Origin of the sequence: Pedobacter ghigonis, assembly GCF_903166585.1 — a bacterium.
Classification (GTDB): Bacteria; Bacteroidota; Bacteroidia; order Sphingobacteriales; family Sphingobacteriaceae; genus Pedobacter; species Pedobacter ghigonis.
Genome location: NZ_CAESCM010000007.1, coordinates 240,695 through 253,200, shown reverse-complemented (window position 1 = coordinate 253,200; position 12,506 = coordinate 240,695). Strand labels below are relative to the sequence as shown.

Genomic DNA, 12,506 nt, shown 5'->3' with positions numbered 1-12,506 from the left:
AACCAGTAGCTGAAAAATTTGTTTTATCCACAAGTAAAATCCAATTTATTAACGTATTTACGACGATTGTAACATTTGCGTTAATTTCTGGTCAATACGTGTTAAAATCATCGTTCTATCTGGCTTTTTATAAGCCTAATTTTGGTCATACTACTAACTAAACAGAATACAATGACCAAATTAAAGATTACTTTGTTCACTTTGACCATGCTCTGTTTCATGCAGATTTATGGTCAAACATCGCTCATCAGCGGTAAAATTACCGATGCCTTGGGGCAGCCAATCCCAGGTATATCGGTAAAAGTTAAAGGAACCACCGTTGGGACTTCTTCGGATGCGAAAGGGATATTTTCTATTAAAAGTGCAAACCCGGCCACACTGATTTTTAGCGGAATTGGCTATGTAACCAAAGAATTTGCCTACAGCGGGCAAAGCAACATAACCATCACCTTAAGCGAAGACCAGCAAAACCTGAACGAGATTGTGGTAACCGCCTTAGGTGTGAAACGCGATAAGCGAAATTTAACCTATAGTTCGCAAGAGGTAAAAGGCGATCAGATTACCCAATCAAAAGAACCTAACCTGGTAAATGCATTGGCCGGTAAAGTTTCGGGTGTACAGATTACCAGTTCGTCGGGTACGCCGGGCAGTTCATCTCGTATCGTCATCAGGGGTGCTAACTCCCTTTATGGTAACAACGAAGCTTTGATGGTAATTGACGGTATTCCGGTTAACAATGATGAAACCGGCAACCTCAACTCAGGTCCCGGCACTAACCGAATTGCCGATCTTGATCCAAATATTATTGAAAGCATTAACGTATTAAAAGGCGGTGCAGCAACAGCCTTATATGGATCTGACGGAGCAAAGGGCGTAATTATTATTACCACTAAAGCCGGAAGTCTGAATAAAAAGCCTTCAATTAGTTTTTCTTCTTCTTTTTCGATGGAGAAACCGCTGTTGCCGGAAATCCAGAATAAATATTCACTGGGCTCTAATGGCGTGTACTTTGATGGTGTGAACCAAAAAACGAGTACTTCGTGGGGGGCTAGAATGGACACCTTAAAAATTAATGGCCAGCCAGCACAGGTGTACGATCAGTCTGATTTATTCTTCAAAACCGGAAAAACTTATACCAACACAGTTGCCATAAACGGGGGCGGGGCTTATAACTCTTATTTCTTGTCTTATACCAATTTTGCACAGGATGGAACGGTACCCACTACTTCTTTCGATAGGAATACCGTTTTTGGAAAGTTCACTACACAAATTATTAAAGACCTGAATGTTACTTTCTCCTTAAATTATGCCAATACCAAAAACCACAGGCTACCTGAAGGTTATGCTTTGGAAAGTCCGGTGTGGACCATTTTTTCCGCTCCCGTTTCTTACGATCTGCAGCCATCGGTAAATCCGGATGGTAGTCAGCGTTTATACCGTTTCTCGCGTAATAATCCTTATTGGGTGTTAGATAATATCAGCAATACATCTGTTGTTAACCGTTTTCTGCCCACGTTTACAGCCGATTATAAGCCTTTAAGCTGGTTAACCATTACCGAGCGTTTTGGTGCTGATGTTTATGTAGAGCAAGGTAAATACACCGAGTCTTTATTGTCGGTTTCTAATCCTAACGGAAGAATTGTAAATAACAATACTAATTTCAGACAGTACAATAATGATTTGATACTGAATGCCAATAAAAGTTTTGGCGATTTTAATGTCGAAGCCTTACTGGGTAACAACCTCATTTCAACTTATTCGCAAAATGGTTATGCGAATGGATTAGGAATTACGATTCCTGGATTTAATAATATCGGTTCTGCATCGACGGTTAAGTTTACAGAAACCAGTTACCTAACCCGGAAAGTTGGCTTTTATCTGCAATCGAACATCGATTATAAAAAGTTCATTATCCTCTCTTTAACCGGCAGGTACGATGGTACTTCTGTATTGGCTAAAGACAACAGGTTTTACCCTTATGGCTCGGCTGCAACCAGTTTTATTTTCTCTAATTTCTTCTCGAAAGGCCTTGCTGATGTGATGAACTTTGGTAAGTTAAGACTTTCTTACAGTACGGTAGGGAATGCAAGTATCGGTCCGTATAGTTTGCTTACGCCTTACGAATCGCAAACAGTTAGAAATACAACCTTTCCTTATCAGGGACAATCGGGTTTCTTAATCAGCCAGGTGCTTAGCGATCCGAACCTGAAGAATGAGCGTATTAACGAGTTTGAAGTTGGATTAGAAACCGGTTTCTTTAAAAATCGCTTGGGCATTGAGTTTACCTATTTCGATAAGCGAACTAAAAATGGCATCATTCCATCTGTGGCTTTAGCTCCATCTACAGGTTTTAATGCAACCAGTGTAAATTCTGCAGCTATGCGCAACCGTGGTATTGAGGTTTTATTAAATGCTAAACCAATTTCGACGCAGGATTTTAGCTGGGATTTAACCATAAACTATAGCAGAATCAGAAACAAAGTACTCTCTATTTATAAAGACCTGAAACAGGTTGGCAATGGCTTTACCTTTATTTTTGTTGACCAGCCTTATGGTGTAATTTATGGTACCCGATATGCCAGAAATGCAGCCGGACAGTTGCTTACTGATGATGGCGGGCTTCCTTTTGCTGCCGATGAGCAAGGTATTATCGGTGATATTAATCCAGATTGGATGGGTGGTATTGTCAATAATTTCAAGTATAAGCAGTTTACGCTTAGCTTCTCTTTTGATATAAAAAAGGGTGGCGATATCCAAAATAACGTAGATGGTTATGGCTATTTCTATGGTACACCTAAAGTTACCGAAGATCGCGGACTGCGTGTAGTTGAGGGCATAAATGCTACAACAGGCCTGCCGAATACAGTTTCGGTTTCAGGGCAAGCTTATTATCAACGAGCAAACAGCGTGCTCGAATCGGTAATTCAGGATGGAACCTATGTTAAATTGCGAAATGTAAGCCTTGGCTATAATGTTAAACCTGCCTGGTTGCAAAAAACACCTTTCAAAACTATTGGGTTTCAGGTAACGGGCCGCAACCTTTGGATTTATGCACCACACTTTACCGGTGGAGATCCGGAAGTAAGTTCGTTTGGCTCTTCAAATGGTTCGCAAGGGATTTATTCGTTCTCAACGCCAACATCAAGATCTGTTGATTTTAGTTTGAAACTGACTTTATAGCCCCTAACAATTAGAAAGAAATAACATGAAAAAGATATATTTTATTTTAGGCTTTGCCCTTATGGTGGCATTAGCCGGATGCAAAAAATACCTGGATGTAAATGATGATCCAAACAGACCGATTGATGTTAAAGAATCGCTGATGTTACCACCTATACAAATGCTGATATCACAAAATATCAATGCAGCAGGCGATGGGAATTTGAGTGTGGTGCTGCAACAATATCTTCAGGTAATGGCGCTTAATCAGGTGGCACCAAATTTTGGTACTTATCTTATGTATAATGTTGATATGGATGGCGACTGGAATAATGTGTATGTAAGAACATTAAACAACCTGAATTTACTAAAGATTAAAGCTGCCGCTAATGGCAATTCTAATTATGGAGCCATCGCTAAAATTCTTTCGGCTTATACTTTGGGTTATGCAACAGATGCCTGGGGCGATCTGCCTTACAGTCAGGCTTTTTTAGGGGTAGGGCAGCCAACTCCGGTGTATGATAGTCAGCAGCAGATTTATGTTCAGATTCAAGCCCTACTGGATGATGGAATAGCCGATATTGCAAAAAATGGTGGCCTTAAGCCCGGCAGCGACGATTACATCTATGGCGGCGATATGGCCAAGTGGAGAAAATTGGCTTATACTTTAAAAGCGCGTTATTACATGCACTTAAGTAAAGCACCCGGGAATACAGCTTCGGCGCAGGCACAACTGGCTTTAACAGCACTCACAAACGGGATGCAAAGCAATGATGATGATGCTAAAATTGCTTTTAGCGGTGCGGCAGGGGCAGAAAACCCATGGCAACAAAATTTTTTACCAGGTACTACCTTTGTGCTTGCCAATACCTTTGTTGATGCTTTTACTGCCAGAAACGACCCTAGATTAAGCAAAATGGTTAAACCCGCCAAACAAACCGGTTTATATACAGGCCGGCAGATTGGTTTAGATGAAATTGGTAGTCTGGAGGCTTACTCTATTCCTGCCGATTTTTATGCAGGGGCCAATGCCAATAATTATCTGGTAAATTATACCGAGGCCTTATTCATTAAAGCCGAAGCCACGCTGGTTGTATCTGGTTTTACGGCTGCACAACCTTTTTATCAGGAGGGTATCAAACAACATATGACCAAAGTAGGGGTGAGCACAGCAGATATGAATACCTATGTTGCTTCGCGCGGAACACTTAGCAGTACAAATGCACTCCGTTTAATTATGGAAGAAAAGTCAGTTGCGAACTTTCTTAATGCCGAAAATTATACCGATTGGCGCCGCACCGGGTTCCCGGCTTTAACGAAAGTGAAGAACGCACTTTCAGAAATTCCTAGAAGGGTACTTTATCCGAATACCGAAATTACAGCAAACCCACAGCCACAACAAAAGGCTAAAATTACCGACAGGTTGTGGTGGGATGTGAATTAAATAAGGTTAGTCAATAGTGAAGGGTACCCAGGATTGGGTATCCTTTTTTGTTGCAAAAAAAGCGCCAGTTCTCTGATTGAAAACTGGCGCTTTTTAATTGCTTGGTAAACTGTTTATTATTAAAACCTTACACCAAAAGTTAAGAATACATTGTTTCTGTTACTTTTAACATCAGCTACTGGTTCTGAGTAATCATTCAACTCGTAAGGACTTGAGCTAAAATTAGTTTTATAGTTTTGATAAGCTAAATCGAAATAATAATTATCTACTCTATAGCCAATTCCACCTGTGTAGTATTGGCCTTGATAGAATTTGTTATCGCCACCTTTAATGCCACTTCCGTTTACACCGTAACCACCTCTTAAGCTTACTTCATTAGTTACCTTTACTTCAGCACCAAAACGGTAGTTAACAGTTTCTTTATACGAATTTTTAATAAAATCGTTAGAACTGTTAATGGTTGAAATATCTGAATTATTATCAGCAGAAAAACGCATTGATGAATAATCTACATAATCAACATCAGCAGATATTAAAGCAGTACCGGCTATAACGTAACTTAAACCAGCAGAAGCTTTAAGTGGAGTACGTAAGTTGTAACTGAAAGTGTAATATTTAGTTGCATTGTTTGAATTTGATGGTGAATTTGTTGCGTTTCCAGCCAGGCTTGCCTGTAAAGTTTCAGCTGTATTATCTTCCAGGTTCATCCATGTAGGAGTCTGGAAATTCAAACCAATCCTTAACTCATTTACGGGTCTGAAAATCATTCCCAGTTTTAGGTTAAAGCCGCCCCCTTTAGTCTCCTGGTTTCTGAAATGTGTAAGTGAATAATTTTCATTACCAGTATATTGAGGTGGGGTCAAGCTATCATCATAAGTATTAACAATACCTGATTCAGTAAAAGTAGCATCGCTGGTGTATTTAACATTTACGAAACTAGCTGTGGCTCCAATGTAAACTTTATTGCCAAAATTAAGTGCTCCAGCAACATTAAATTCTGAGGTAGAACCTAAACGTGCTTCATCCCAGTTTTGCTTGAAAGTAGCATTGTTATAAGGCTCTGCCGAATATTGATTTGGGAAAGTTGGCGTATTTTTATTAATTAAATAGCTGTTGTAAGCATCACCGGCTATACTGTTATCAGTGCCATAATTGTTAGCCTGATCAACATAAGCATCCCTGATTGAGCTGTTTGTGTTGGTGCCGTTGTAGCCGATATTATTTAAAAAGTCATTGTTTCTGGTGTAACTTAATCCAAAAACGCTACTTACCAAGCCTTTACTTACATCACTGCCTTTCATTCTGGCTGCAGGGCTGTAAAAAACAACCCCCAGGTTATTCAGATTAATCTGGTTCTTGTCTGTCTTGATGTTGTTGCCTAAAAAAGAGCTTTGATTAGAAACGCTATTAAATTCTGGTGTAATGCTAAATTCTGATTTGGTAAACAAGCCTAAGCCCGCAGGGTTGGCATTGATAGAACCAATATCTCCACCTACACCAATTTGTGCGCCTCCCATGCCTTTAAACCTGGCAGAAGAACCGTAATTGGTTTGAGAGAACCGATAAGCATCTGGTGCGTAACTTTGGGCATAAGCCGATCCCATAGCAGCTACTGTAGCTACTAGCGAAGCTAAAATATATTTTTTCATCTTGTGTGTTTAAATTGATTAACCTCTTCCTGCTCTTGATGGACGTGAACCGCCGCCACCACCGCCACCGCCGGTTGAACCACCGCCGCCACCGCCACTTGATGGTGGAGGAGAATAAGTAGGTCTGCTTTCGGTTCTTGCAGGAGGGGTATAGCTCTCATTCCTTGTAGGTCTGCTGCTTTGAGGTTGAGGTGAATAGTTCTCGTTTCTGGTCGGTCTGCCACTTTGTGTGCCCTGGTTTTGGGTATATCCTCCGTTTGCCTGGTTTCTAACCGGTCTTCCAGCATTATTGTTAGGTGCGTAAGAAACACCACCATTTTGATTAGCTATACCTGATCTGCCAGGTCTGCCGCCGTTTCCGGCGCTGCTGCCATATCTTGGTACACCACGGTCATCACTTCCTGGTCTTGGTCTGTAATTTCTATTGGTATACACACCGCCACCATAATAGCCGCCACCCCAGCCACCGCCGTAGTATCCGCCGCCACCCCAACCATAACGGTCGTAGTAAGAGTATGGTCCCCATGAGTTCCAGCCCCATGGGTTATTCCAGCCGTAGCCATAGTTACCATAGTAGAATGGGTTGTTCCAGATGCTTCCGTAGCCCCAGCCACCGCCGTAGTATCCGCTACCCCAGCCTAAACCATAACCGTTGCTCCAACCTAAGCCAATGCCTAAGTAGTTTGAAGCACCATAGCTGTTGCCATAGTAGTAGTTATCGAAATAGGGGTCGTAATAGCCCTGAAAGCTGTAACCATTATGAAAACGGTTTATCCTTGATGAGTAATCCATGTCGTAATAAGGATTACTTGTGCCATAATATTCGTCGTATTCCTGGTTGTCGTACTGTCCCTGGTTACGCGCCTGTTGCTGGGGTTGTACCTGAACAATTTCTACCTCTCTGGCCTTAGCCACAGTATTATAAACATCATCATTCGACTTGTTCTGAGCCAATTTTGATGTAGAGCATGATGCGACCAGCCCTGCGGCAGCAATCATTACAATGGGTAATAATTTAATTGGTTTCATTGTGTTTATATTTAGTTGTGTGTGTGCATGGGATGTAATGAATATATTCAAATATAACTATTTAATTAGTCGCATAAAACAACAATTAAATAAATGATAATATTTTGTTAAACTTTTGTAGGCATAAATTTATAAATTTGCCATCTAATTTTACAGTTTTTAACATACAAATTACGTTCCAAATACATAAGATGAGCAAAGAAATTACAAGCCGAGAAGCCGATTATTCCCAATGGTATAATGATATTGTATTAAAAGCAGACCTGGCCGAGCATTCGGCAGTGCGCGGATGTATGGTTATAAAGCCTAATGGCTATGCTATATGGGAAAAAATGCAGGCAGTACTGGATAAAATGTTTAAGGATACTGGTCATCAGAATGCTTATTTTCCATTATTCATTCCAAAGTCATTTTTCTCGAAGGAAGCTTCTCATGTTGAGGGATTTGCGACAGAATGTGCTGTTGTAACACACTACCGTTTAAAAAACGACGGCAATGGAAATATCGTTGTAGATGAAACGGCTAAGCTGGAAGAAGAACTGATTGTACGCCCAACTTCAGAAACCATTATCTGGAATACCTATAAAGGTTGGATTCAGTCGTACCGCGATTTGCCTATTTTGATTAACCAATGGGCCAATGTGGTAAGGTGGGAAATGCGTACACGTTTGTTCTTACGTACTGCAGAGTTTTTATGGCAGGAAGGACATACCGCACACGCTACAGCTGAAGAAGCGATTGAAGAAACAGAACGCATGTTGCACATTTATGCCGATTTTGCTGAGAACTGGCTAGCGGTTCCGGTAATCAGAGGCCGTAAATCGCCAAACGAGCGTTTTGCAGGTGCTTTAGATACTTATTGCATTGAGGCTTTAATGCAGGATGGTAAAGCATTGCAGGCTGGTACTTCACACTTTTTGGGACAGAATTTTGCCAAAGCATTCGACGTTAAGTTTACCGGTAAAGATGGTAAGTTAGATCACGTTTGGGCAACCTCATGGGGTGTATCAACCCGTTTAATGGGTGCTTTAATTATGGCGCATAGCGATGATTCAGGTTTAATTATTCCACCAAAACTGGCACCAATCCAGGTTGTAATTGTTCCGATTTATAAGAACGATGAAGATTTGGCTAAAATTTCGACATACGTTAACGAGTTAAGTATGCGTTTAAAAGGTATGGGTATTTCGGTAAAATACGACGACCGTGATACACAGCGTCCGGGCTTTAAATTTGCCGATTACGAATTAAAAGGTGTGCCTGTGCGTATAGCTATTGGTGGCCGCGATTTGGAAAATAAAACGGTAGAAATTGCCCGTAGGGATACTAAGGTAAAACAAACTGTTCCGCAGGAAGGTCTGGATATCTATATCGCCAAATTACTGGAAGATATACAACAAAGTATGTTTAACAAAGCTTTGACTTACCGCGATGAACACATTACTGAGGCCAATTCTTACGAAGAGTTTCAGCAGTTGTTAGATACCAAAGCAGGTTTTATTTCGGCTCACTGGGATGGAACACCAGAAACGGAACAAAAGATTAAAGAGGAAACAAAGGCAACCATCCGTTGTATTCCTTTAGATAATAAACTGGAAGATGGCGTTTGTATTTATTCAGGCAAGCCATCTATACAAAGAGTATTATTTGCAAGAGCATATTAGCATAACCCTGAGCCGTGGGTTTGGAGTCGTGAGTCGCCCAGCCAATGGCCAGAATTAGTCGTGACTTTGTTTTTGCAACTTTTAAATTAATCGTTAGTTGGGATTCTCATCGTCTCCGCTAACGATTTTAAATTTTAATGTAAAATAGTATCGCGGAAACAGATGTTTTCAAATCTTATTTCGATACTTGTTAATCATCCTAGTTATTAGAAAAAATGAAATTCGCAACCAAAGCTATACACGCGGGTCAGGAGCCTGATCCAACTACAGGTGCAGTAATGACACCGATTTATCAAACATCAACCTACTGGCAAAAATCGCCCGGCGATAATAAGGGCTACGAATACTCGAGAGGTACAAATCCTACGCGTAAGGCTTTAGAAGATTGTTTGGCCGCTTTAGAAAATGCAAAGTACGGCCTGGCTTTTTCGAGTGGGATGGGGGCTACCGATGCCGTATTGCGTTTATTGCAGCCTGGTGATGAGGTGATTACTGGAAACGATTTGTATGGCGGATCTTACCGTATTTTTACTAAAATTTACGCCAAGTATGGCATTAAGTTCCATTTTCTGGATCTTTCCAAGCCTGAAAATATATTGCCTTACGTTAACGATAAAACTAAACTGGTTTGGATAGAAACACCTACCAACCCAACCATGCAGATTATCGATATTGAAGGGGTAGCTAAAATTACCAAAGAGAAAAATTTAATTCTTACGGTTGATAACACCTTTGCTTCGCCATATTTACAAAACCCGATTGATTTGGGTGCTGATATTGTAATGCACTCGGTAACGAAATACATTGGTGGTCACTCTGATGTGGTGATGGGTGCTTTGGTAACCAATAATGAAGCTTTGTATAAAGACCTTTGGTTTGTGTACAATGCTTGTGGCGCAACGCCTGGGCCACAAGATGCCTTTTTGGTTTTAAGGGGAATTAAAACGCTTCATTTAAGGATGAAAGCACATTGCGAAAACGGTGAGCGTGTAGCACGTTATTTAAAAACGCACCCGAAGGTGGATAAAATCTACTGGCCTGGTTTTGAAGATCATCCTAACCATGATGTAGCTAAAAAGCAAATGCGTGGCTTTGGTGGTATGATTTCGATTACCTTAAAAGGTGCCGATTTACAGGAAACATTCCGGATTTCTTCAAATTTTAAAGTATTTACGCTTGCCGAATCGCTTGGTGGCGTAGAATCGCTGATTAACCACCCGGCTACCATGACGCATGGTTCGATACCGAAAGAAGAACGCGAGAAAGTAGGCGTAACTGATAACCTGTTACGTTTAAGCGTTGGGGTAGAAGATATCGACGATCTTTTGGAAGATCTTGAACGCGCCTTGGCTTAAAAAATAAAATTCTGTCATTGCGAATATCGTCATCTCGACTGAAGCGCAGCAAAATGGAGAGATCTTTTCAGGCAGGTTTCTCGACTTCGCTGCGCTCCGCTCGAAATGACGGTTTTGAAGAGGACTTATCTAAGTGCATTCAACTTGTATAATAGCCTGCGCTTTGAATGACGGTATAAAGAAAGTATATCTTTCCATTTATCCTTGACCGCCACGCTCACCTCTACTAATTTTATACCATGCAGTTTCTCGAACTAAAGAATTTTCTCGATCATAAAGTAGAACAATACAACCGGCCCGATTTCATTGCGAACGATCCGGTTTGTATTCCACATTTGTTTGAAAAAAAACAGGATATCGAAATTGCAGGTTTCTTTGCTGCGGTGCTGGCCTGGGGGCAGCGTAAAACCATTATCAATAAATGCCGGGAGCTACTTAACCGCATGGATAATGCGCCTTATGATTTTGTACTGAACCACAGCGATGAAGAATTAAAGCGTTTACTCAACTTTAAGCACCGCACCTTTAACGATACCGACCTGCTTTATTTTATCTCCTTTTTCAAGATGCATTACAGCAATTTTGATAGTCTGGAGCAAGCTTTTATTCCAAAGCAGGATGTTTTTCTCGATGCCTACCTGGAAGTATCATCTGCAACAGGCGGGGTATTTAATACATCGGAGGTTTGTTTATCCGGTCAGCTGCAGGTTTCTATCGAGCAATGTCTCAATTATTTCAGGCAGTATTTCTTTTCGCTGGATGATTTCCCGCACCGGACTAAAAAGCATATTTCTTCGCCAAAGCAAAAATCGACCTGCAAACGTTTAAATATGTTTTTGAGGTGGATGGTAAGGGTTGATAATAAGGGCGTTGATTTTGGCATCTGGAATACGCTAAAGCCAAAAGATCTGATTTGCCCCTGCGATGTGCATGTAGACAGGGTAGGGCGCTTGCTTGGATTAATTAACCGGAAGCAAACAGATTGGTTAACTGCAGTAGAATTGACCACTCATTTGAAGGAATTTGATCCCTTCGATCCGGTAAAATATGACTTTGCCTTATTTGGCCTTGGCGTTGAAAAGGTATTGTAAGATTGCCTGAAAATTGAGAAAAGTCAAAAAAAAACTTCGTTTTTAAATTCTATCTTCCTATTATTACATAGTAGTTCTACTATTTAGAGTAGCATATTGTCTATCCCAACAATAATTTCTATGATCGCTGTTAACTTATCTGACGAAGACAGGTGGAAGAAATACAACAATTTTTCGCCCTTAATCTCCATTTTTAAAAAGTTTCATCCACTAAACGATGAGATAGAAAAACGCATTAATCAGCATACTTTTCCAATTAGCTATAAGAAAAATAAATTTCTTGTTTCGCCGGTTGACCGTAATAAATTCCTTTTTTTAATTGTAAAAGGAGTGGTGAGGGGCTTTATTAAAGATGGAAGCACTGAAATTACTACCTGGATTGCGAAAGAGAATGAAGTGGTTGGAACCATACGTAATTTATGGATAGATGGCGATTCGGAAGAGTATTTGCAGGCATTGGAAGATGTAGATTTAATTGCCATTCCGCATGTATTATCAGAATACCTTTACGAAAATTTTACTGAGGCGAATATTGTGGGAAGAAAAATGATGGAACAATATTACCGTTCTGCCGAAGAACGCGCCTACCTCTGCAGAATCTCTTCTGCTGAAAAAAGATATAAACGATTTCTGGTTTCGTTTCCTGATTTAATAAACAGGGTTTCTTTGAAGCATATTGCATCATTTCTGGCCATCAGGCTGGAAACACTGAGCCGTATACGGGCTAAGATCTAATTAAATTTCTACTGCTTTCCAGGTATCACAATAAACGGGAGAAAAGACTGTAACGGAATTTTTGTTCCGTTTTTTTATGTCTAAGTTTTACGTTTTTGCTCTAAAACTGTATTATAAATAATACTTGTTAGAACTTAGTTGTTGATTATTGTCAAAAAAACATCTTTTTAAACACTCTTATGACTAGATGTACAAAATCATATTATCTTTTTTCTTTTACTTTGTAGTATTCAAAAGACAGTTTTTGGCTCTTAATGTTGAGAATTTAGGTTTTCAGTTTCCAAAACAAGGTTTTAAAATAAAGTCTATCCCTTCAAGTATGTTTTGTTCTCAGCGCTAACAACCTGGCTAACATCCACGCAGCGGATTATTTAAGAACC

The 12,506-nt window shown here is 40.3% G+C and carries 8 protein-coding genes; 6 read left to right on the top strand and 2 right to left on the bottom strand.

Going from position 1 to position 12,506, the window contains the following annotated elements:
- Positions 1-171 precede the first annotated feature (171 nt).
- Positions 172-3,180, top strand: coding sequence for a SusC/RagA family TonB-linked outer membrane protein (locus tag HWV58_RS12410; protein WP_175634399.1), 3,009 nt, complete (start codon positions 172-174; stop codon positions 3,178-3,180).
- Positions 3,181-3,205: 25 nt separating this feature from the next.
- Complete coding sequence (locus HWV58_RS12405; protein ID WP_175634398.1) at positions 3,206-4,603, top strand: SusD/RagB family nutrient-binding outer membrane lipoprotein; 1,398 nt, start codon at positions 3,206-3,208, stop codon at positions 4,601-4,603.
- 119 nt (positions 4,604-4,722) lie between these two features.
- Here the strand turns inward: HWV58_RS12405 and HWV58_RS12400 are convergent, their stop codons facing one another.
- On the bottom strand, positions 4,723-6,252 hold the full coding sequence (locus tag HWV58_RS12400; protein WP_175634397.1) for an OmpP1/FadL family transporter: 1,530 nt from the start codon (positions 6,250-6,252) through the stop codon (positions 4,723-4,725).
- A gap of 18 nt (positions 6,253-6,270) precedes the next feature.
- Entirely contained in the window at positions 6,271-7,281 is a 1,011-nt protein-coding gene (locus HWV58_RS12395; RefSeq protein WP_175634396.1) for a hypothetical protein, read from the bottom strand.
- Between the two features lie 191 nt (positions 7,282-7,472).
- On the opposite strand from HWV58_RS12395, the gene proS reads away from it, so the two are divergent.
- The 4 genes from proS to HWV58_RS12375 all read left to right on the top strand — a co-directional run bounded on the left by proS (position 7,473) and on the right by HWV58_RS12375 (position 12,126).
- Complete coding sequence (proS, locus tag HWV58_RS12390) at positions 7,473-8,945, top strand: proline--tRNA ligase (protein WP_175634395.1); 1,473 nt, start codon at positions 7,473-7,475, stop codon at positions 8,943-8,945.
- A gap of 215 nt (positions 8,946-9,160) precedes the next feature.
- Positions 9,161-10,300: a cystathionine gamma-synthase gene (locus HWV58_RS12385; RefSeq protein ID WP_175634394.1), complete on the top strand. Its 1,140-nt coding sequence runs from the start codon at positions 9,161-9,163 to the stop codon at positions 10,298-10,300.
- 239 nt (positions 10,301-10,539) lie between these two features.
- Entirely contained in the window at positions 10,540-11,391 is an 852-nt protein-coding gene (locus tag HWV58_RS12380) for a TIGR02757 family protein (RefSeq protein ID WP_175634393.1), read from the top strand.
- Positions 11,392-11,511: 120 nt separating this feature from the next.
- On the top strand, positions 11,512-12,126 hold the full coding sequence (locus HWV58_RS12375; protein ID WP_175634392.1) for a Crp/Fnr family transcriptional regulator: 615 nt from the start codon (positions 11,512-11,514) through the stop codon (positions 12,124-12,126).
- The last annotated feature ends 380 nt before the right edge of the window (positions 12,127-12,506 follow it).

Excerpts from the sequence above, each read along its gene's own strand:
- HWV58_RS12385 (WP_175634394.1), top strand. The coding sequence starts at position 9,161 with ATGAAATTCGCAACCAAAGCTATACACGCGGGTCAGGAGCCTGATCCA.
- HWV58_RS12380 (WP_175634393.1), top strand. The coding sequence starts at position 10,540 with ATGCAGTTTCTCGAACTAAAGAATTTTCTCGATCATAAAGTAGAACAA.
- HWV58_RS12400 (WP_175634397.1), bottom strand. The coding sequence starts at position 6,252 with ATGAAAAAATATATTTTAGCTTCGCTAGTAGCTACAGTAGCTGCTATG.
- HWV58_RS12375 (WP_175634392.1), top strand. The coding sequence starts at position 11,512 with ATGATCGCTGTTAACTTATCTGACGAAGACAGGTGGAAGAAATACAAC.
- proS (WP_175634395.1), top strand. The coding sequence starts at position 7,473 with ATGAGCAAAGAAATTACAAGCCGAGAAGCCGATTATTCCCAATGGTAT.
- HWV58_RS12410 (WP_175634399.1), top strand. The coding sequence starts at position 172 with ATGACCAAATTAAAGATTACTTTGTTCACTTTGACCATGCTCTGTTTC.
- HWV58_RS12395 (WP_175634396.1), bottom strand. The coding sequence starts at position 7,281 with ATGAAACCAATTAAATTATTACCCATTGTAATGATTGCTGCCGCAGGG.
- HWV58_RS12405 (WP_175634398.1), top strand. The coding sequence starts at position 3,206 with ATGAAAAAGATATATTTTATTTTAGGCTTTGCCCTTATGGTGGCATTA.